A 22,554-nucleotide genomic window follows, 5' to 3' on the forward strand; every position below is an offset into this window, starting at 1 on the left:
CCCTGCATTTTTGCAGAGCTTAAAAAAATTGTTTGAATATTATGTTTAATAACCAGGGTTCTGAACCATGTTTGGATTTAGATTAATTGCATCCTGAGGAATTGGTAATACAAATCTAAAATTATTTGCAGGTAATGTTTTCAACGCGCCTGTAGGAGCATCGCCACCACCTCCGTCAACAGATGAGCCATAATCTGATCTTACAACTGATTGTCCTAATCTCTTTATCGTCCAGAATCTGTCATTTTCAAATGCTAATTCTAATCTTCTTTCGTAATAGATTGCATTTAATAAAGCTGTTCCTGTTTCTGCTCCTGGTACATATGATGCGTATCTCTGAGTTCTTAAAGTATTAAGTAATTGAAGTGCTCTTGCCTGATTTGGAGTTGCAGATTTCATATAAGCTTCTGCAACATTAAGATAAACCTCAGCAGATCTTAGGAATTTAACATCAACTACCTGAGCAGGAGGTGCAGGAGAACCAGCTCTTGTTCTATACTTAATTACGTGATTATAAAGTGTCGTTACATAATTAAATGTAAGAACATATGCCTCCTTTCTAATATCAGTAGAACCATATTTGGTAAACAAATCATAATTTACATTATATTCTGAACGAATACCTGCGGGATTTACAGAGTTTTGATTATAAGCAACTCCCACATTTACGTTATCATTACTAACATTTGCATTTAATATTGTGAATAATTCTCCATCATCAGATGCATCTCTCCAAACATTTACAAAATTAGCATTTGCTCCTACTGATGGACTTGCTAAAATACACTGCTCGCCGTACTGTATTGCTTTATCATAATCTCCTTTATATAAATAGACTCTTGATAAAAACCCCATAATAGAAGTCTTATTTAATCTTCCAATTGTTCCATTGGTTGTATTTATTTTCGCTAATGCATCTTGTAAATCTGCAATGATCTTATCATATGTAATTGTTACTGTAGCATCTCTTGATGGCTTAATACCCGGATCAAAAGTGGTTACATAAGCTATTCCCAACGAAGAAGATGCATCACTGCTTTGTGTAGGTATTTTTGAATATGCTCTCACCAAATCAAAATGTGCAATTGCTCTCACTGCCTTTGCTTCAGCTTCAATATTCTTCATATAGTCTGTATAGGGAACTTTATTTAGATTATCTAAAACAATATTTGCTCTGGAAATTACAAAATATGCAGATGAATACAATGAGGTAACCGCTGGTGTAATTGGGGTATATGACCATTCATAAGCCGCTTTATTCGTCTGCCTTCCCTGAGTATTTAAGATAAGATTGTCGGCCAATACATCTCCCAAAATAATAGAACTTCCTGTATCACCATTATAATATGTCGGACTTTTAAAAGCATCATAAGCTCCATCTAAAACTAATCTATAGTTAGCTTCTGTTGTAAAGATGATTTCGGGTGCATCCTGACTATTAGGAAGAATATCAAATCTTTCATCGCTGCATTGTAATGAAAGAAAAGATGCAAGTGATAATAATGATATATTGATTATTTTTTTCATAAGTTTTAATATGTGTTTTAAAATTCTACTTCAATTCCAAATAAATATGTTTTTACCGCAGGATAACTATATAATGCAAATGCACCATTTATAAATGTTTGTCCTGCAGCTGTCTGATTTTCTCCTGAACCAATTGATATTTCCGGATCTCCTTCAAATTTCGTCCAAGTAGCTAAGTTCTGTCCTGATAATGAAACTCTAATTTTGTTTACAGGGAATGACTCACCCAATATTCTTTTGTCTAACGTATATCCGATACTTACATTTCTTAATCTGATATAAGATGCATCTTGCAAGAACCTGTCAGTAGTTTGTACTCCTGTAATTCCTCCAGGTGCATTGGTTGTAGTATTAGGTCTTGGTAATACATTTGTCTGCCCTGGAGTCGTCCAATAATTAACAGCATCAGATCTCATATTATTCGTAGCTCCATTAGGATAATTCAACATATTAAGAGCCATATAATTGTAAGTATAATTACCAGATTTATAAGTAAAATCTGCCTGTACATCAAATCCGTTATAAGATAAAGTAGTTCCAAAGCCTCCGTATAGTTTAGGAAGTGGTGATTTACCCTGTAATAAAACAGCATCATTAGAATTATATATTTCAGTTGTACCTCCGTTTTTAGTATAATAAATTTCATTCCCATTGTCGGGATTAATGCCTGCGCTTCTCACTAAATAGAATGAAAACGGTTCTTCACCTTCTTTAAGCTGATTTATTGTACCAACAGTTCTTTCAGTTTCGCCATTTCGTAGTTTAACAAGTTTGTAGTCCATTAAACTTGTATTTGCTCTGATACTCCAATTAAAGCCTGCAGATTTTATGATATCTGCAGATAAGCTAATTTCAAGACCTTTATTTTTTAAGTCACCTGCATTAATATTGGTAGCATAAGCTCCTCCTTCTGAGCTAAAATTAGGAACAGTAAATATGAAATCCTTTTTTTGATCAATAAAATAATCTACAGTTCCTCTTACTCTATTATTTAAAAATCCGAATTCAGCTCCATAGTTTTGTGATTTTGTGACTTCCCACTTTAAGTCTGGATTTCCATAAATTATATTAGGAGCAATAGTAGGAAAAGAGCCATAGCTACTTCCGGACATTAATGTATTATTTAAATTAAGGTCAATATTATTATATCCTCTGGTACCAATGGATGCCCTTAACTTCAATAGTGATAAGATGGTATTATCCTTCAAAAATTCTTCATTAGTCACATTCCATGCGCCACTTACTGACCAGAATGGTTCAGACAGTACATTATTTTTCCCAAATCTAGAATCTTTATCTTGTCTTACAGATGCCGTTAAAATATACTTTTTAGCAAAATCATAAGTTAAAAAAGCTCCGTAAGAAAATGTTCTGTAAAGTTCATCATAACCTTTAACTTCAAAAGGGGTTGATGCATTATCCAGCTCATTTAAAGTTGGCGACGACAAGTTTCTACCTGTTGCACTAAGATAATCATTTCGGAATTCGGTATATTCTACCAAACCTAATAAATCAATACTGTGATTACCAAATGTTTTTGTATAATTTAATGTATTAGAATTTGTATATCTGAAACGATTTTGATTTTGTTCCACAACACTTCCATTTATTCCTAAAGATCTATCTAAAAAGGATCCTCTTAAAACCTTTCTATTCCATCTTATATTATTAAAATATCCTCCAAGCTGTGTTTTAAAATTTAACCCATTTACAATTTTATATTGGGCAAAAATATTACCATCAAAAATTAGAGAATTGTTACGTTCAGGATTATTTTTGAGCGCTTCTAAAATAGGAAATCCTCTTTTCGTAGAATTATAACTTCCATCTAAATTAAAAACTGGTTCGTATGGATTATAAGAATACATTGCTCTAAAAGGATTCTGTTCATTATTTCTGTCCCTTATATCCTGAGACATGCTGTAATTAACACCGGTAGAAACTCCAAAATTCAATCTATCAGTTGGAGCTGCTTCATATTTCATTCTACCCGTATATCTTTTGTAAGCATGAATATTCTGGACAATTCCGTTATCAGAATCATAACCTAGTGAAAATGTATACTTAGATTTTTCATTTCCGCCTCTAATTCCAACTTGATAAGACTCAATTGCTGATCTTCTTAAAATATCTTTTTGCCAATCATGATCTAAAGCCAGAGCTGCAGAAGTATTAGAATCTGTCCATGCAGTGTATCCGCTAATACCGAGAGCATACATTTTTCTCTCGTAATCAATTTTCTCAGCAGAATTCATCATTCTGAAGTTAATATCTTTAATCTTCTCGGAGAAACCTATTCTGGAACTCAGTGTGATAACTGGTTTTCCTGATTTTCCGCTTTTTGTAGTTAAAACAATAACTCCATTTGCTCCCTGCGAACCATAAATAGCTGCAGCAGCTGCATCTTTCAGTATAGAAATATTTTCATAATCACTCGGATTAATAGAGTTGAAAACATCCTGCGCTCTCTGATCATTTCCAACAACAAAACCGTCAATAACAAACAATGGATTTGAAGCACCAACTTTTGTAGTAACATTCCCCAAACCTCTAACATTAATTGCTGATCCCGAACCTGGTTTACCATTTAGTGCAGAAATATCTACACCAGCAGCCTTTCCTTGTAAAGCATTAGATCCCATCGTTGAAGAAGAGAAATTAGATAAAGCTTTTCCAGATACAACGGTGATTGCAGAAGTAACCTCATCCTTGCTTTTCTTCTGATATCCCGTAACTACAACTTCATCTATACTGGCTTCTTTTATAGAATCCTTCGTTTTTTTCTGAGCACTTACAACCTGTCCTGTAAAAAATAAAACAGCTGTTGTCATAATGCATAATTTCACATTCATGTTTTTTTATTTAGTATTTTTAAGGAAGCAAATTTGTTAATAAATACTAACAAACACAATGTAAAAAACTGAATTACAACAACTTAAAATTTATTAAAATTCTTCAACCAAAGCTAAATTTCGGCAATTAACTATTGTATTTTTCATAATGGCTTAAAAATATCTTGCTCAAAAAATACTTTTAACTAATTTTTTTTAATTTTTATTTTTTTTCACTCAATTCATAAATTTCAATTTGGCTTATAGGATATTTATTAAATAATATCTTTTCAAGTAAAAAATCAATTAAATCATAAGTTGGGACTTGTTAATAAAAAATAATGACACCAAATATTTCGAAAATAAAACACTCTATTTTTAAAAATTTCATAATTTTTGATAAAAACCGTTAAAATCAGAACATAAAAAACCACCTCATTAAGAAGTGGCAGTTGAATTTTATGATAATTAATTCTTATTTCTGATAGTGATAATACCTCGCTCCTTTCAAAACAGGACTTTCCGATTCAACAGATTGCAACCCAAATCCTTTGTAATCTTGATTAACAGATTCTTCTAATTGCTTTCTATGAAGCTTTTCATAGGTTTCAAAATCAATAGATTTTCTGTTTTTAAGATTTTCAAATAGATCCCATTCTGAAACAACATTTTTCCAATTTTCAGAAACTTTTCCGGCGAAAACTTTAGATTTTGATCCGCTTCCGTAGCCTAGAAACCCAATTTCAGAATCTTTTAATTCTTCATTTTCATTAAAAGAAGTCTGTAATGCTGAAAGTAACGCCATAAAAATTGAAGCGGTGTACATATTTCCGATTTCGGAGGATGCACGTTGCGATTTCTCTATTGTATCATTAATAAACTGAATATAATTTTCGGATTTCGCTACCGCTTTTTGTTCCTCTGGAGTTTCATACGGAAGTCCGTTTTCCAAGCTGTAAATTTCAGTGAAAACTCTTTTGCCGTGGAAGGCATAAGGAAGATGGAAAATCAGGTATTTCCAATTTTCATAAGGCTTGTTCTTCCCTGTAATTTCTTTATAATGATGGTAAGCTTCTCTAATTCTGTCCTGATAACATTGGTTTGAATACTGTCCATCAAAAACTGGTTCATCCGTAAAAATTTCAATTTTATCCGGAAAAGTTTCTGAAGCATTTGTTAAATCTTCTTTTTTATATTGACGTCTTGGTTTGAAAAAATCGAACACACTTTCAGTAGCTACTCCCCAATTATTTTCAATTTCCAACAAATCAGGTTTTGAAGAAATTAATAATGAAACCGCGCCACCGCCCTGCGTATATTCGCCTGAAGAAGCTAATTCGTATTTAGCATAATCACTGGCGATCACGATTGCTTTTTTATTAGGATTTACTCTCACAAAATCCAGCGAATTATGTAAAGCATCTACTGCTCCAACACATGCGAAAGTCATATCAACAACATCACAATTTCGGAAGCATCTTTCTCCAAATTCACTTTCTAAGACCTTTTCGACCATTTGCATTGCGTAAGAAGCGGTTGGTTTTGCTGCATCTAATGCACTTTCTGTACCCAGATAAATTCTGGCAATATCTTTTGGATTAATCGTATAATCTTTTATTAATTTTAATAAAGCTTCTGCTGCGAAAGTAGCTGCATCTTCATGAACATCCGGAAACCCCATTTTATGTAACCCTAATCCTTTTTCCAATTTTGCGGGTTCAATTCCTCTTTTTTCTGCTAAATCTTTAATTTCCAAATATAAAGACGGTACATAATAGCTAGCTGCCTCGATTCCAAAAGTCATAATTCTGTAATTTTAATACTAAATTATAAAAGATAATTCAAAAAAATGGTTGTTAATCACCTATTTTTTATCATTAATTATATTTAAAATAAAAAAGCATCCCAAAATGAGATGCTTTAAAAATTTATATTTTGTTTTTATTATTTAAAATCTTCGATCGCTTTATTCAAAGCATCAATTTGAGGATTGATACTTGATGCTTTTTGAGGATTTTGTTTTAACAATTCCATTTTTTTGCTTAAACCATCCTTCAATATCTGAGAGATCATCATTTTTGCCTGTGGATTATCTCCCATTTGGCTTTTTGCATGACCTATCATTTTAGTGATACTTTCAGTTGCTTTTAAATTGTCGGAAGACATAATCCAGTTGAATCCTTCTTCTGCAGATTTCCCCAATTCTGGATTTTGGAATTTAACGAAAGGATAAAATGCTGCAATCGGAGCAATATTAGCCATTTGAGAAGTCACTTTATTTTTGACAACGATCGGTAACATTTGCGTCAACAGATCTTCTGAAGCACCACTTAAATCAATTTTATCGGCCAAAGAAGCCATTCTTGATGGGTCAATTGCCGAAATAGCTCCCAACGAGTTTCCTCTCACTGCATTAGAAACAGCATTCACTCCTTTTTCAAAAATCGGAAGGTATTTTTTATCTTTCGTTTTTGCTAAAGCTGCAATAGCCGAGGCCTGAGTTAAGGTTTTCGGATCGTTTGATGCTATTTTTTCAACATCAGATCCTAACGTTTTCATTTGTTCAGGATTGGTCAAATCCATTAATTCCAAAGCTTTCATTCTCACTCTGAAATATGGATCTTTTATTCCCGCAGCCAATAATTTTGTTGCAGCAGGATTCTTTCCAACCTGATCTTTAATCCCGTTCAAAGCAGCATATCTGTTTTTGAATTCTTTTGAATTCGTGAACTGCATTAAATATTGCTCAGGAGTCTTTGTATCCGTAATATCTGCTACTAAAACACCATCTGCATTAATATTAATTAACTCTGGTGCTTTTGAAACATCAAAATTGAATGTATTTTTCGCTTCAGCATTTACCCAAACATTGTATCTTTTTGGCTTTCCATTGTCATAAACATCAATCGCCAAAGGAAATTCAAATGGCTGCTCCTGAGTTTGATTAATTGTTACCGTAACTTGTTTTTTAACAGGTTCAAAAGTAGATGAATAGTTCAATTTCGGGTTTCCGTTTCCGAAATACCATTGATTAAAGAACCAATTCAGATCTTTTCCTGAAACTTTTTCGAATGATAATCTTAACTGATGCGCTTCTGCGTTTTGATATTCATTGGTTTTTAAATAATCATTCATTCCTGCGAAGAATGCATCGTCACCTAAGTAGTTTCTTAACATGTGAAGAATTCCGCCACCTTTTTGATAAGTCACCAAATCGAAAACATCTTCACGAGATTCATAATTAAATCTCACCAAGTTTTTCTTGAAATCAGAAGGATTGTGAATGTATCTGTTAACATCTTCCAATTGATGATAATCGGCCTGATCTTTCCCATACTTATATTCATTCCAAAGGTATTCGGAATAGTTGGCAAAAGACTCATTTACAGTAAGATTACTCCAACTTTCTGCAGTTACTAAATCTCCAAACCAATGGTGAAATAATTCGTGGGCGATTGTGTCTTCCCAAGTATTTTCATCAATTAATTGTCCAGGTTTTTGTAGAATATCACTTCCATGAAGAGTCGCTGTTGTATTTTCCATCGCTCCACTTACGTAATCTCTTCCTGAAATTTGTGCATATTTTGCCCAAGGATAATCGTAGCCCATTTTTTTCGAGAAAAACTCGATCATTTCTGGAGTATTTCCGTAGATCTGTTTTGCGTATGGTTCGTATTCCTTTTCAATATAATAATCTACAGGAATATTTTTCCATTTGTCTTTCACGATCGCATATTCGCCCACTCCCATGAAGAAAAGGTAGGTTGAATGTCTTTTATCCATCACCCAATGGTCGGTTCTCAATCCGTTAGATTCTTTTTGAGAATCTTTCATAATTCCGTTTGAAAGCGTGACATATTTATCAGGAACCGTCATGTAAATTTCCTGAGTAGACTTTTGATTCGGTTTATCAATTGTCGGGAACCAAGCAGAAGAAGATTCTGTTTCTCCCTGCGTCCAAATTTGAGTCGGCATATCGGGGTCTTTTCCTTGTGCATTAATGAAATACAACCCTTTTGCATCATTAATAGCTGCACTTCCCTCCTGTTTCACCTCATTCGGGCGAGAAGTATATTTAATATAAACCGTATAATCCTGATTTTTCTGATAGGTCTTATCTAAACTGATCTTTAAAACATCATTTTTATAATCGTATTTTAAAGGAGATTTTTTACCGTTGATATCTAAAGCTACCTCATGAATCAACATTCCCTTTGCATCAAGCGTTAATTCGTTGGTAGGATAAAAATAAGGTGAAGCCGTTAACCATTCTTCCCCGTTCATCTGTTCCTTCTGATAATCGAAATTTACTTTTAGCTTGGTGTGTTTCAGTTCCGTTACTTTGGTATGAGTCGCTCTGTACACCTTTTCTCTGCCCGAAGTTTCGGTTTGTGCCGATACATTTGCGGAAAAGAAAATTCCAAGTATAGCAATCGATAAAATGGCCTTTTTCATCTTTATTTATTAATTATTTTTTAGAATTATTTTTTGTTAGAATATCGAAAATATCATTAACTACCGTTTCGTAATCTCCTTTTTTAAACTGTTCTTTCGTTTTATTGAAAGCTTTCTTCAGTTCACTTTCCGGGTTTTCATCATCAATGATTTCTATTGAATCCACTCCTTTTACCTGAAATAAAACTTCTTTTAGCTTTTCTGCATCTGCGTTTTCCTCAATATTGATTTTTAGATATTTCATATTTGATAAGTGTAAAATTTGCTTTGAAAGTTACAAAAAAAGTGAAGTTTGTAGGCTTCACTTTCATTTATATTTTATTTTTAATTAAATCGCAACAGGCGCTTTAATTCCTGGATGCGGATCATAATTTTCTAGTGTAAAATCTTCAAAATTAAAATCAAAAATATCTTTAATTTCCGGATTTAATTTCATTGTCGGAAGTGGTCTTGTTTCTCTTGAAAGTTGCCTGTTTACCTGCTCAAAATGATTATTGTAAATATGAACATCTCCAAAACTATGGACATAATCCCCAACTTCAAGATCACAAACCTGTGCAACCATCATTAATAACAAAGCATAACTCGCAATATTAAAAGGAACGCCCAAGAAAACATCGGCGCTTCTCTGATATAATTGAAGTGATAATTTTCCATCTGCTACATAAAACTGAAATAAAGCGTGGCAAGGTGCCAAAGCCATATTTGGAATTTCAGCAACATTCCATGCAGAAACGATCAATCTTCTAGAATCTGGATTTTTTTTGATCTGATCGATAACATCAGTAATCTGATCTACAATTTTTCCATCCGCACCGTTCCAACTTCTCCATTGCGCTCCGTAAACAGGACCGAGATCACCATTTTCGTTTGCCCATTCGTCCCAGATGCTTACTCCATTGTCATTTAAATATTTAACGTTGGTATCGCCTTTCAAGAACCAAAGAAGTTCATAAATAATAGACTTCAAATGCACTTTTTTAGTTGTCACCAAAGGAAAACCTTTCGAAAGATCATATCTCAGCTGATATCCGAAAACGCTTCTTGTTCCGGTGCCTGTTCTGTCAGTTTTATCGGTTCCGTTGTCTAAAATATGTTGTAAAAGTTCTAAGTAATTTTGCATTTTGAAAAGCTATTTTGATGGTTCAAATTTAGAAAAATATAAGCGATTTTTTATTATCATAGGTCATAAAAAAAGCATCTATTCTCATAGATGCTGTATATTATTTGCAGTGAATTTTACTTAAATCGCTGTGTATCCACCATCCACAAGATAATATCCACCTGTCATGAATGAAGATTTTTCAGAGCTTAAGAATAATACCAATTCTGCCACTTCCTGTGGTTTTCCTAATCTTCCCATTGGGTGTTTTGCAATCAAAGCTTCTTTCATATCTCCACTTGCACTATCTAACAATGGTGTTTCAATGTATGCGGGACCGACTGAATTACAACGAATTCCTTTCTGCCCGTATTCTGCTCCGATATTTTTTGTTAATCCTACCACAGCATGTTTTGCAGTTGTATAAGCTGATGAAAGCGGTGCCGCAACCGTCCCGTGGATAGAGGCAATATTAACAATAACTCCACCTCCATTTTTCTCCATTTGCTGGATTGCATATTTACAACCGTAGAAAACTCCGTCTAAGTTTACACTTAAAACTTTTCTCCAACTATCCAGATTGTAATCCCCTGTGAAAGCCGGCTCGCCACCAATTCCTGCATTGTTGCAGATGACATCTAATCTTCCGTATATTTCTGCGGTTGTTTTCACTAAAGCCTCAACTTCTGTAGGATTCGATGTATCTGCTTTTACAAAGTACGCTTCACCACCTTCCGATTTTATCTGCTCTACAGCCTGTTTTCCATGTTCTTCATTGATGTCTGAAACAATAACTTTCGCACCCTCTTTTGCATATGTAAGCGCAATAGCCAAACCGATTCCTGAACCTGCTCCTGTAACTATAGCCACTTTATTATCTAAAATTCCCATATTGATAAAATTTTATATGATTTTTTATTAAATATTTATGTCTAAGTTACGATGAAAATTCTTAATGCTTCAAAAGTAAGCAATAAAGTTTTCTTAATTTTTTAAAGAGAAATGTTAATTTAAATTTAGCTTACCAGATATTCTCAATCGTTTGATGAATATTATTTATAGCAAATGTTTCTCCAGCTTTCTTAGCATACATTGCTTTCACTAAAGGGGATTCAGCAGAGACAGTCATAATTTTTTGATTATCACAAACGATTTCTCCCAGCGATGCTGAAATATAAAATAATCCTTTATCTGTTTGTACCAACGCTCCGTTTTGAACTTTCGAAGATAGTTCCGCATTTATTTTCTGAACAATAGCTTGTTGATTTAAAATTTCATTCAGTTGCCTTTGAAGATTATTGATCTCCTGTTGCAACATTTCTCTTCCCGTTTCATATTTATCCCCCATTGAGCTTTTTGTATCGTTGCTTGATGCTCTGGTTTCAGCGATAAGGGTTTCAAAGTTTTGAATTTTCTCAGAGATCTTCAATTTTATGATCTCCAGTATTTTAGATTTATCCATTTTCATATTTTGACATCACACAAATGTATTTATTTTCATTAAAAAATCTGTTTTTTTCATTTTTTTAATTTGTCAACATAATATCACTATGAAAAGATAATTTTTCACCATAATTTGAATAATACAAAATTCTATTCTAAAATTTCAATTTATTCATTAATTAAATAAAATAAATTAATTATAATCAATCATTAGAGTTAATTAATAATTTATATATAATTAATACAACGAATAATTATATTATATATATTTGCCGACTAAATAAAAAAAACGACATGAAAAAAAAATTATCTCTTCTTACATTTACTTTAATGTATGCTACATTTTTCGCACAGGTTGGAATAAATACGTCGAATCCACACACCTCTTCTGCTCTTGATGTACAATCTGATACTAAAGGACTTATCGTTCCAAGATTAGCATCGAGCGCTGTTACAAGTCTTTCTACTTCAGCAAGTGAAGGACTTATTGTTTTTGATAAAGACCAAAAGAAATTCTTAGGCTGGGACGGAACAAAATGGCAGAATTTAGGATTTGAAGGAACCGGAGGCGGAGGTTCATTATTAACAGGAACTATTTTTACACAAAGTTTTGAAACCGGTGATTCTGTAAACTATACAACTACAGGATTCGCACCTTCAAGTTTTAATTTTACAACCGGCTCTACGGTAACAGGAGATGCTCCCGCTTCATCAAGTTTATTTTCTGATGGATCAAGAGGCTTCGGATACTCAAACAATAACAGTAGCGGAACGAATTCTTATATAGAATTTAATACTGTTGACGCTTCTACTTACACGAGTAATATCACATTGAGTTTTGATGTTGCTGCATTTTCTATTGGAAGTACAGGTAATGGTGTTGAGAACAATGATGTTATAACGGTAGAAATAAGTACCGATGGCGGTGCCAATTACAATACAAAACTGACATTGACAGGAGGAAACTCTTCAACAGCAACCAATACCAGATGGGCATTTTCAGGAACTGGAACAGGAACAAATATCTATTCTGCATCAGGAATTACGGTAGCTTCATCCAATACAGCAACAGGTTCAGGTATTACACTTACAGGTGCACAGGCGATTACAAAATTGTCTGTAACGGGAATTCCGAATTCAAGCCAATTGAAAGTAAGAATTGGGGCAAAAAACAATGCTTCAACAGAACTTTGGGTTGTTGATAATGTTAAATTACAGGCTTTGTAATTTTTTGATTTGATAAAATAATGAAAGCGGACATTAATTGTCCGCTTTTTTTACTTTTTGGCTACTGTTTTAATTTATTTTTCAAATACAGCGTAATCTGAAACTTTGAAATTGAAATCTTTTCCGTTGGTGAAGTCTATTTTTGAGCCGTCAAAAACATTTTTAAAACTTCCTGAAAGATTTTCATCCTGAATACTAAAGTTTACAGGCTCTTTTGACATATTTAAGACAACTAAGACCTCATCTTTTCCATTTTTTCTAATGTAAGCTAAAATTTTATCGTTTGCTGTTGTGTTTAAAAGATGGGTTCCAACATTTGAATCACCTCCTCTTAGTGCCGGATTTGATGATTTTAAACTTAACAACGTTTTATAAAAATCTGAAACCTGATAGATATTTGTCCATTTTATAACATCTTTTTCAAAGAATTCCAGTCTTTTCATATTGGGAAGTTCCTGTCCGGAATATAATAATGGAACGCCGTTCCAAGTTGCAGAAAATACAGCCATTGGTTTTGTGATTACTCCGTATTTTTCGTATTCTGTTCCGTTCCATGAATTTTCGTCATGGTTTGTTGTAAACCAAGCTCTCATGGAAGAATCTCCAATGTTTGAGTACTTAATCAACAGATCTTTTAAATCCTGCAAGGGCAGATTTTTATTGTAATAATCGGCAGATTTGTGCATCCAAGACCAAGAATAACTTGCATCGAAAACTTTTCCGTATTCTGGAGTTTCCAGTTCATCAAATTCGCCTAGCCAAAAAAGTGGCTTTACAGTTTCAACTTCAGGGCGAGCCTGCTGCCAAAAATCGACTTCTACCCAAGAAGCAAGATCACATCTGAAACCATCAATATTGGTTTCTTTAACCCAAAATTTCATAGCATCGATCATTGCTTTACGCATTTCCTGATTTTTATAATCTAATTCGATGATATCATCCATTCCGGATGCGATGTGGAATTTTCCGTCCGGATCTTTTAAATAAAATTCTGGATGTGTTTTTGTCCAGACATGATCCCAGCCTGTATGATTCGCAACCCAGTCGATGATAACTTTGAATCCCAATCTGTGAGCTTCGTTCACCATATGTTTGAAATCGTTAAGCGTTCCAAATTCAGGGTTGATTGAAGTGTAATCTGATGCCGCATACGGACTTCCCAAACTTCCTTTTTTCTTTTCCTGAGCAATCGGAGTGATCGGCATGAACCAAAGCGTTTTTACTCCCATTGATTTTAAGCGCGGCATTTCTTTTTCGAATGCTTTAAAAGTTCCTTCCTTGGTATATTGTCTGACGTTGACTTCGTAAATATTAGTAGAGTGTTTCCATTCTTTCGGCAAATCCATAGTGTTTTTATTTATATTTTGAGTGGTACAGGAAACAATTCCCAGACCAATTACAGCGAGTAAAAATAATTTTTTCATTAATCAAGTTTTAACAAAAATAATGAATCGTAATGTAAGTGAGTGAATTGTTAATGGTGAATTTTGCTTTGAAAGTGAATTTTTTTAGTGAAATGAAGAAGTAAATAGGTGAATTTTATTTTTTTTAACGCAAGGCTCGCAAGGTTTTTTTTGATTTTCGTTGTGTTTTTAAGATCGCAAAGGCGTTTCACTCAGCGAAGATTGGGGTCATTGCGAGGAGCGTAGCGACGAAGCAATCTTTGTTAATTAATAGCTTTTTTGAGATTCCATGTTTAGATTCTTACGAATGACAAAGTGTCTGTTATCTTATTGTTTTGAGATTGCTTCGTCGTTACACTCCTCGCAATGACGGGAAAAATTGAAAAAGGCGACAATACCCTAGCCACGATAGTAACGGTTACCCCGCAACAAGGAGTTGGGGAGTTGGAGGGAATGGTGTTGGAGCGCGTTGGCGTGAGGAGTATGAGTGGATAGCGGGAAATAGCTCCTGAAAAAGAAAGAAAGAAAGAAAGAAAGAAAGAAAGAAAGTTAGAAGAAGGAAGCTGGAAGTTTATCATGTGACAGATTCCTCCTTCGTCGGAATGACAAATATTACGTTGATTTTTTGAATAAAAAAAGCCCCGAATTTTCATTCAGGGCTGTATATTTTAAGTATTATCTTTCGTCGTCGTTGTCATCTTCATCATCGAAAACATCGTCGTCATAGTTTTCTTCTTCCTCATCATCGAAGTTGTCATCATCTTCATCTGCAAAACTGCTTCCTCCTGCAAAGTCGTCCTCGAAAGCAAAATCGTCCTCCATTAAAGGCATTGCAGATTTCTTTTTACCTCCTGCACTTCCGTTTTTGCTTGGTGCTTTCAACGGAACGTTTCCAAATCTGTAGACTGTGATCGGATAATTAACTCCTTTTGTCTCGTCGATCACCTCAACAAGCTCACAGAAGAATTCCCAAAGATCCAGAAATCCGTATTGGAACTGCGCCTTTTTACCTGCACTTTCAAACGCCTCATCAATGTATACATCCGACATAATCTCCCCATCACCATCATCACTCATATCTTCTAACGGAACAGTTTTTACGATTGTACCGTCATCTTCCAATAAATTAAAAGTTGATAGTTCCTCGCCCTGAAGGCTGAACGCACTTTTAATTCCTAAGTGTAAGTTCCATAGCGTCTGTTTTCCTTTAACTTCGATATCACGGAAAATATCTTCTTTTGCATCTAATATTACGCGGATTTTGTAAACCATATCAGTTTTATAAATTACTTTTTTGCCTTTGTTATTATGATTAATCTCTGTTGCAAATATATAATAAATGACATGTGACAAAAAAATATTTATGAATTTTTTAAAATATTTTTTTTTCTTACATTTTGCAGAAATTATTTACTTTTCTCAAGCATAAAACTGAACTTCGTACCTTCGAGATAGACACTCTCTACCGTAATGTTTTCGTTATGAGCCTCAAGGATATGCTTTACGATGGCCAATCCTAATCCTGAACCACCCTCTCTTCTACTTCTGCTGGTTTCTACACGGTAGAATCTCTCAAAAATTCTTGATAAAACTTCTGATTTTATTCCCATTCCGTTATCGATGACCTCTATCAGAACTTTATTTTTCAGAACGCTTGTCTTTACAACAACTTTTGCTTCCTGTCTGTTCGCGTAATGAATCGCATTAGAAACTAAATTGATAAAAACCTGCGAGATCTTCTGTTTATCGGCATCCACAAAAATCTGAGGATTTAAGGTCTGAATTTGTAATGTTGTGTTGTGTTTTTCAGCTTCGAGGTCTAGGAGATCGAAAATTTCTTTAATCAATAAATTGACATCAAATCTGGAAACAGTAAGGTTAATTTCTCCCGCTTCAAGTCTGTTGATCATATCCAGATCTGTAACGATGGCAATTAATCTTTCAACCGAAATATCTATTCTTTCTAAATATTTATCACGAATCGTAAGATTATCGACTCCGCCATCTCTCAACGTCTCCACATATCCCTGAATGGAAAAAAGTGGCGTTTTAAGCTCATGAGAAACGTTTCCGATGTATTCTTTACGGTAGCTTTCCATTTCTTTCATCATATCAAGTTCAGTGACTTTTTGCTGATTAAGATCTGAAAATCTTTCTCCCAATTCTTTAATGGTAATATTTTCATCGTTATCATGAACAATTTCCTGCGGCAAAAGCAAAGAAAGTCCACGAACCTGTTTTTTACCATAATAATTAAACAATAGTTCTAAAACCAAATAATTAATGATAAAAATAAGGATGAGACATATAAACAGTCCAATTTTAAAGAATGGGGTTTTGTAATAGATATCCTTTAGTGAATCAAAAACGATTACTAGAAAGAACATCACCAATGTCAATAGACATGATGCGACGAGGGTAAGTCTGTAAAATTTCAATTTTACAAAGTTTTTATTGGTTTATGTAAAGTTAGGTTTTTTAAGCTATAAAACGATCAGCTTATACCCAATCCCTTTTAGAGTCTGAATGGTATTAATTCCCAGTTTTTCTCTTAGTCTTCTAATGTGAACATCGATCGTTCTTTCTCCAACGATAACATCATTCCCCCAAACTTTCTCCAGAATCTCTTCTCTTTTAAATACTTTCTCTGTATTTGAAGCTAAAAGATAAAGAAGATCGAATTCTTTTTTCGGAAGTAAGAACTGCTGCCCAGCTTTTGATACTCTGAAGTTATCTTTATCAATAATTAAATCTCCAATTTCAATTAATTTAGCATTATCTGAAACCTGAGAAGTTAACTGTAATAAAGCATTAACTTTAGAAATAAGAATTTTCGGTTTGATTAGTTTTACGATGTAATCATTCGCTCCTGCCTGAAAACCTGCTAACTGTGAGAACTCCTCGCTTCTTGCAGAAAGGAAAACAATCAGTGTTTTATGAAGTTCTTTTATTTTACGAAGTTCCTGACAAGTTTCGATACCGTCTTTTTCCGGCATCATTACATCTAATAAGATAAGATCCGGAATAATTTGTTTAGCTTTCTCAATCCCTTCATTACCATTGGTAGCAGTGGAGATATCATAACCTTCCTTTTCTAAGTTATAAGACAGGATCTCTAAAATATCCAGTTCATCGTCTATTAAGAGTATTTTCTTTTGGTTCATTTTTAATTTTTACTGAGTCAAAGTTAACAATTTTTAAAGCATAGATTAATAAATAAACTATCGTTCACATAAAGTTAACAATAATGGCATTTTGTTAATGTTTAGTTAAGGAAAATTTAAATTTCGCTAAACCATTTTCACCACTAATGTTTTATTCCTTTGCACCGAAAGAATATAGTAAAAGAAATGAATTTTAGAAAACTGAGTATCGCAGTTTTGTTTTTGACAACGTCAGGAGCAGTAATATACGCACAAGACACGAAAAAAGACACCATCAAGAACGAAAAAAAGATTGAAGGAGTTGTAATCAAAGGATCTACTAAGAAAGGAACGGAAGCGAACCTTATTAATTTCCAAAAAAAGTCTGTTGAAGTAATAGAACGTGTAGGTTCTGTACAGCTTGCCAAACAAGGTGTAGGAGATGCTGCAACGGCGGTAACGAAAGCTACCGGAACAATAAAACAGGAAGGAAGCGGACAGATCTTCGTAAGAGGTCTTGGTGATAGATATAACAGCACAACCTTGAACGGACTGCCAATCCCATCGGATGATCCGGAAAACAGAAACGTTGATCTTTCGATTTTCAAAACTTCAATGATTGAATATATTTCATTGGATAAAGTTTATAACCCGAAAATGCTGGGTGACTTCGGAGGAGCAAGTATAAGTATTGTTTCAAAAGAATTTACAGGAAAGCCTTATTTTAAGATAGGTTTAGGAAGCAGCATTAACCTTCAGACGTTTGATAATAACAATTTCAAGCTACAGGATGGAGCTCCGGGATTCTTCGGATTCAAGGAAACTAAATTCAACAAAGGAAATCCTTATCAGGCTTATCCATTCACATCAAAATGGAACTTTAAAAATGCTGATAACCCATTCAATACAGATGTAAATATTGAAGGAGGAGCAAGCTTCGGAAAATTCTCATTCTTTGCGTATGCAGGATTTGAAAACTCTTACGAATACAGTAAAGGGCAGGAAGGATTCTACTTTGCAGATAATACTCCAAACAAAAAATTTGATGTTGAGCGTTCTAAATATAAGACTAATACAACAGCATTGGTTAATTTAGGATATAAATTCAATGCTAATAATAAAATTAATTTCACTTCAAATTTCATCCATTCTTCTGAGCAGACTGCTAAAATATTCACTGGATATTCTTATGATGTCGACAAAAATGTGATCATCAACAGAGGAGACAACAAGATTACAAGTACTTGGATCAACCAATTATTTGGTACTCATAAGCTTGGTGATACCTGGAATGCAGATTGGGCAGTTGGTTACAATATGCTAAACAGCAAAAGACCGGATCGTTTGCAGAATACGATTGATGCTTCTACAATGCAGCTTATTACAGGAAGTGCAATCAATAATCACAGGTATTTTGATGAGTTAAAAGAAAATACGGTTTTAGGTCATGCTTACCTTTCTAAAACTTTAGATAAATTTAAAATAACTGTAGGATACGACGGGCAATATAAGGACAGAAAATTCGACAACACAACGATTGGTATGAACTTCAGTCTTTCGCCTCAGATAGATCCTAATAATATCGATGGATTTATTAATGCCGGAAACAATAGTTTATTCTCTTATCAGACATTCCAGCCAAGTTCAAAGCTATTTGACCCTTTCTATTTTAATATAAAGCAAAATATTCAGTCAGGACTAGCGAATGTAGATATTAATCTTACTGATAAATTTATTGTACAAGTTGGTGGTCGTTTCGATTATATCGACATGCAGTTAAACTGGTTTGACTCTGTTTTACAAAAAGGTAAAAAGAATAAGCAATACAACAAATTCTTACCAGCCTTGAATGCTAAATACAGTCTTAGTGACAAACAAAATTTAAGATTATCTGTCTCTAAAACATACACGCTTCCTCAAGCCAAAGAACTTTCTCCGATTGCATATTATGATGTAAATACGAATGTATACGGTAACCAGGAGCTTACTCCATCTGATAACTATAATGCAGATTTGAAATGGGAATTATTTCCTAAATCGGGTGAGCTTATTTCAGTAGCAGCTTTCGGGAAGTATATTAAAAACCCGATTGCAAGAACTACTTACGCAAGTTCTGCACCAAGTGATATGACTTATTTTAACCTTTCAGACTACGGATATATCGTAGGAGCAGAGGTTGAAGTGAGAAAAGATATTTATTCTTGGAATACTTCTAAAATCTATACTTTCATCAATGGAACGTATATGCATTCTGAGCAGAAGTTTAAATCTGAGGATCAGATTGCAAAAGAAAACCGAGGTAAAAGAGTTGTGTTCACTAATCCTAAAGCTGATCTTCAGGGAGCTGCAGATTTTATCGCCAACGTAAACTTAGGGTATAACTACAAATGGAGCAATAACTTAAATAGCCTAGACTTTGTAGTAGTTTATTCTCATATCGGGAAAAACCTTTATTCTATAGGAACTACAGAAATCGGAAACTTTTACGAAGCTGCCAGAGATCTTTTGGATCTTAACCTAAACTTTACATTAGACAAAATAGGAATTGGTATTTCTGCTAAAAACCTGTTAAATCCTCACAACAAAATCGAGCAGGAAAACAAAACTCAAACACTTATCAACAGAGACTATACAATGGGTCGTCAGGTTGGATTAAGCTTATCATATAAATTTTAATAAAATATAAATCTAATAATAGTTATGAAAAAGACATTTTTTAAAGCTGCTCTTTTCTTATCATTAGCTGCGGCATTTTCATCAACCGCAATCTCTTGTAGTACTTCTGATGACGATACGGAGGACACAGCATCTGCTGTAGACCCAAATAACTTTCAAGGAAAAATTGCTGCAGGAACGAGCGTAACTTTAGACCCAACAAAAGTATATACGATCACTGGAAAAGTTTTAGTAGAGAACGGTGCAAGCCTTATCATCCCTGCAGGTACAAGAATTACCGTAGCTGAAGGTGCAAATTATCTTATCGTAGACAGAGGTGGTAAACTTTACATCAACGGTACAGCTTCTAGCCCTGTTTTATTTGAAGGAACTTCGCACAAGCAAGGTCACTGGGGAGGTATTGTACTTTTAGGTAATGCTCCAACAAACAGAAGTGCTGCGGGAACGTCTACTTCAGAATTAGGTGATATGACATACGGAGGTTCGGATAACAACGATAACTCTGGTGTTATTAAATATGTAGTAATCAAAGACAGTGGATTCAAATATAACCCTGAAAAAGAATTCAACGGACTTTCTTTATTCGGTGTTGGTAGCGGAACTACAATTTCTTATGTATACGTAACAGACGGTGCTGATGACGGTGTTGAGTGTTTCGGAGGTAGCCCGAATGTAGATCACATTGTAGTAACAGGAGTTGGAGATGACGGTTTTGACTGGACAGAAGGTTACAAAGGAAGTGCTAGTTTCTTATATGTTGCTAGAAAAAAACAATATCAGACAAATACTGAGCCTGGAAACAGGGGTATCGAAGCTGATACTCAGGATACAAACCCTAATACAACTTTCGGAAACGGTGCTTCTAACCCAACGATCACTAACGCAACTTTCTTAGGAAATACTGCAGGTCCTGAATCTAACGGGTTAAAAGTAAGAGCTGGATCAAATGGTCAGTTTGACAATATCGTTTTAGCAAACTATTCTACAGGTTTAGATCTTGAAACAGACAGAACTTTAAGCTGGTTCCAAAGCGGTTCTTATGTTAAAAATGTAAGATTTGTAAACGTTACAACTAAGTCTAAAGCTAAAAACACAGCGCAGACGGCTGTAGATATCTCTGGAATCTTCACTGAAAATGCTTCTGCATTAGGTGCCGGAAACGGAACTGCTTTGCCAGAATGGGCAAAAGGTTGGACTGGTTTATCTAGTTTCGACGTAGCTGATTCTATGAACTAAAAAATAGTAATTAGTTTCTTCATATCAAAATCAAATACCCTTGGGAAAATATTTTTTCCAAGGGTATTTTTTATTATTAAAATTCTGTTGAACATTTAAATTATAATAAATTATCAACAACATTAAATTTCGATTCGGAAAATAAATTGAAAAGTTATAATTTCGAATTTTTAATTGCTTATTCTTATATTTGAACATTAAATCTTTAAATTTTTAAAAAGCTATCACTTTCGAAAGAATTAAGGCTAACAAAGATTATTATTAAATAAAAGATCAGTACAAAATCTAAAAATATATGAAAAGGAACTACTTAAAATTAATTGCCGCAGCTTTGTTCATCAGCACTACGTTTACAATATATTCTTGCAGTAAAGATGATGATGAAACTCCAACAATAACTCCTGTGGGGATTGCTGTAGATTTTAATAATTTCAAAGGTGAAGTTCCAAGCGGGCAAACGGTAACGTTAGACCCTACCAAAGTATATAAATTAACAGGATCTGTCATTATTAAAGATGGCGGAAAACTTGTCATTCCGGCCGGAACAAGAATTGTTGCCATCAGTGGAGCTTCTTGTTATGTTACCGTTGAACAGGGCGGTCAGCTCTTTGCAAACGGAACCGCGGGATCTCCGGTTTTATTCACTTCAAGTGCTGCCACTCCGGGAAGCTGGGGCGGAATCGTTATTTGCGGTAAAGCGCCAATCAATACAGGAACAACTGCAACATCCGAATTAGGAAATGCAACGTATGGAGGAACATTAGCAACTGATAATTCGGGATCTTTATCCTTTGTAAGAATTGAATATGCAGGAGCCATTTTTACAGGGACTACAGAATTCAACGGGCTGTCTTTATTCGGTGTTGGTAACGCAACGGTAGTAAACAATATTGCTTTGCTTAATGGTTCAGACGATGGTATTCAAATTTATGGTGGAACAGTAAGTCTTTCCAACATTGTTTCTTTAGGCAATGAAGACGACGCTTTCGAATGGACAGACGGCTGGAACGGAACTGCAACCGGAATCTACACAAAAAGAAGAGCCAACGGAACCGGAAATACAGGAATCAAAGGCAGTAATAACGCAACCAATCCGGATGCAACGCCAAGATCCAATCCAACCATCAAAAATGTAACTTTCATTGGAGGTACAACAGGAGAAGCTGATGCCGTAAAATTAAAACTTGGAACTTACGCAACCTTTAACAATGTAGTCACTTCCAACTGGAACACAGGTGTGAATATTCAAAGTGATGCTTCTGCAACATATTTTAATGGTACCGAAAAAATAACTGACGTATTGTTTGGCACTAATGTTACCAAAAAGGTTTCGATAACAAATACAGCTGGTACAGATATAACTCTATTACCTGATACTTACACTGAAAAATCAGACGCTACAGGAGCCGGAAACGGAATTTTAACGCCGACTTGGGCTACAGGAGGTTGGTCTTCTCTTTAGATTTAAATATAAAATAATACATAAAAACGCCCTCGGAAATTACTTTTCG

General features: G+C 34.4%; 16 protein-coding genes. 4 read left to right on the forward strand and 12 right to left on the reverse strand.

From position 1 onward, the window contains the following. Positions 1 to 45: 45 nt before the first annotated feature. The 8 genes from AC1Q7L_RS20100 to AC1Q7L_RS20135 all read right to left on the reverse strand — a co-directional run bounded on the left by AC1Q7L_RS20100 (position 46) and on the right by AC1Q7L_RS20135 (position 11,377). Entirely contained in the window at positions 46 to 1,527 is a 1,482-nt protein-coding gene (locus AC1Q7L_RS20100; protein WP_492307547.1) for a RagB/SusD family nutrient uptake outer membrane protein, read from the reverse strand. Positions 1,528 to 1,544: 17 nt separating this feature from the next. Beyond that, the gene (locus AC1Q7L_RS20105) at positions 1,545 to 4,358 is read right to left on the reverse strand and encodes a SusC/RagA family TonB-linked outer membrane protein (protein ID WP_492307546.1); all 2,814 of its coding nucleotides are present in this window, start codon (positions 4,356 to 4,358) and stop codon (positions 1,545 to 1,547) included. Between the two features lie 475 nt (positions 4,359 to 4,833). Beyond that, positions 4,834 to 6,162: a hydroxymethylglutaryl-CoA synthase family protein gene (locus AC1Q7L_RS20110; RefSeq protein WP_492307545.1), complete on the reverse strand. Its 1,329-nt coding sequence runs from the start codon at positions 6,160 to 6,162 to the stop codon at positions 4,834 to 4,836. Positions 6,163 to 6,302: 140 nt separating this feature from the next. Further along, positions 6,303 to 8,813 (reverse strand): M1 family metallopeptidase, encoded by a 2,511-nt coding sequence (locus tag AC1Q7L_RS20115; protein ID WP_492307544.1) that lies wholly within the window; start codon positions 8,811 to 8,813, stop codon positions 6,303 to 6,305. 13 nt (positions 8,814 to 8,826) lie between these two features. Beyond that, entirely contained in the window at positions 8,827 to 9,057 is a 231-nt protein-coding gene (locus AC1Q7L_RS20120) for a hypothetical protein (RefSeq protein WP_492307543.1), read from the reverse strand. An 84-nt stretch (positions 9,058 to 9,141) separates the two neighbouring features. Beyond that, complete coding sequence (locus tag AC1Q7L_RS20125) at positions 9,142 to 9,936, reverse strand: thymidylate synthase (RefSeq protein WP_410692442.1); 795 nt, start codon at positions 9,934 to 9,936, stop codon at positions 9,142 to 9,144. 120 nt (positions 9,937 to 10,056) lie between these two features. Next, a complete protein-coding gene (locus AC1Q7L_RS20130; protein WP_492307542.1) occupies positions 10,057 to 10,806 on the reverse strand; it encodes an SDR family NAD(P)-dependent oxidoreductase in 750 nt (249 codons plus the stop codon). Positions 10,807 to 10,936: 130 nt separating this feature from the next. Further along, positions 10,937 to 11,377: a hypothetical protein gene (locus tag AC1Q7L_RS20135; protein WP_492307541.1), complete on the reverse strand. Its 441-nt coding sequence runs from the start codon at positions 11,375 to 11,377 to the stop codon at positions 10,937 to 10,939. Between the two features lie 275 nt (positions 11,378 to 11,652). Here AC1Q7L_RS20135 and AC1Q7L_RS20140 point away from each other — a divergent pair, with 275 nt between their 5' ends. Then, positions 11,653 to 12,585 (forward strand): phage tail-like protein, encoded by a 933-nt coding sequence (locus tag AC1Q7L_RS20140; RefSeq protein ID WP_492307540.1) that lies wholly within the window; start codon positions 11,653 to 11,655, stop codon positions 12,583 to 12,585. A 74-nt stretch (positions 12,586 to 12,659) separates the two neighbouring features. On the opposite strand, the gene AC1Q7L_RS20145 is transcribed toward AC1Q7L_RS20140, so the two are convergent. The 4 genes from AC1Q7L_RS20145 to AC1Q7L_RS20160 form a co-directional block, all read right to left on the reverse strand. Further along, entirely contained in the window at positions 12,660 to 14,009 is a 1,350-nt protein-coding gene (locus tag AC1Q7L_RS20145; RefSeq protein WP_492307539.1) for an alpha-amylase family glycosyl hydrolase, read from the reverse strand. A 654-nt stretch (positions 14,010 to 14,663) separates the two neighbouring features. Further along, positions 14,664 to 15,260 (reverse strand): IS1096 element passenger TnpR family protein, encoded by a 597-nt coding sequence (locus tag AC1Q7L_RS20150; RefSeq protein WP_066759753.1) that lies wholly within the window; start codon positions 15,258 to 15,260, stop codon positions 14,664 to 14,666. Positions 15,261 to 15,394: 134 nt separating this feature from the next. Next, the gene (locus AC1Q7L_RS20155; protein WP_410692436.1) at positions 15,395 to 16,426 is read right to left on the reverse strand and encodes a sensor histidine kinase; all 1,032 of its coding nucleotides are present in this window, start codon (positions 16,424 to 16,426) and stop codon (positions 15,395 to 15,397) included. 45 nt (positions 16,427 to 16,471) lie between these two features. Then, positions 16,472 to 17,152: a response regulator transcription factor gene (locus tag AC1Q7L_RS20160; protein WP_410692435.1), complete on the reverse strand. Its 681-nt coding sequence runs from the start codon at positions 17,150 to 17,152 to the stop codon at positions 16,472 to 16,474. A gap of 186 nt (positions 17,153 to 17,338) precedes the next feature. On the opposite strand from AC1Q7L_RS20160, the gene AC1Q7L_RS20165 reads away from it, so the two are divergent. The 3 genes from AC1Q7L_RS20165 (at position 17,339) to AC1Q7L_RS20175 (ending at position 22,505) form a co-directional block, all read left to right on the forward strand. Next, positions 17,339 to 19,807 (forward strand): TonB-dependent receptor domain-containing protein, encoded by a 2,469-nt coding sequence (locus tag AC1Q7L_RS20165; protein ID WP_492307538.1) that lies wholly within the window; start codon positions 17,339 to 17,341, stop codon positions 19,805 to 19,807. 24 nt (positions 19,808 to 19,831) lie between these two features. Then, positions 19,832 to 21,043, forward strand: coding sequence for a beta-helix domain-containing protein (locus AC1Q7L_RS20170; RefSeq protein ID WP_492307537.1), 1,212 nt, complete (start codon positions 19,832 to 19,834; stop codon positions 21,041 to 21,043). A gap of 295 nt (positions 21,044 to 21,338) precedes the next feature. Further along, a complete protein-coding gene (locus tag AC1Q7L_RS20175) occupies positions 21,339 to 22,505 on the forward strand; it encodes a beta-helix domain-containing protein (protein WP_492307536.1) in 1,167 nt (388 codons plus the stop codon). Positions 22,506 to 22,554: the final 49 nt, after the last annotated feature.

The organism is Chryseobacterium sp. GW823-FHT05E08, from assembly GCF_058795655.1.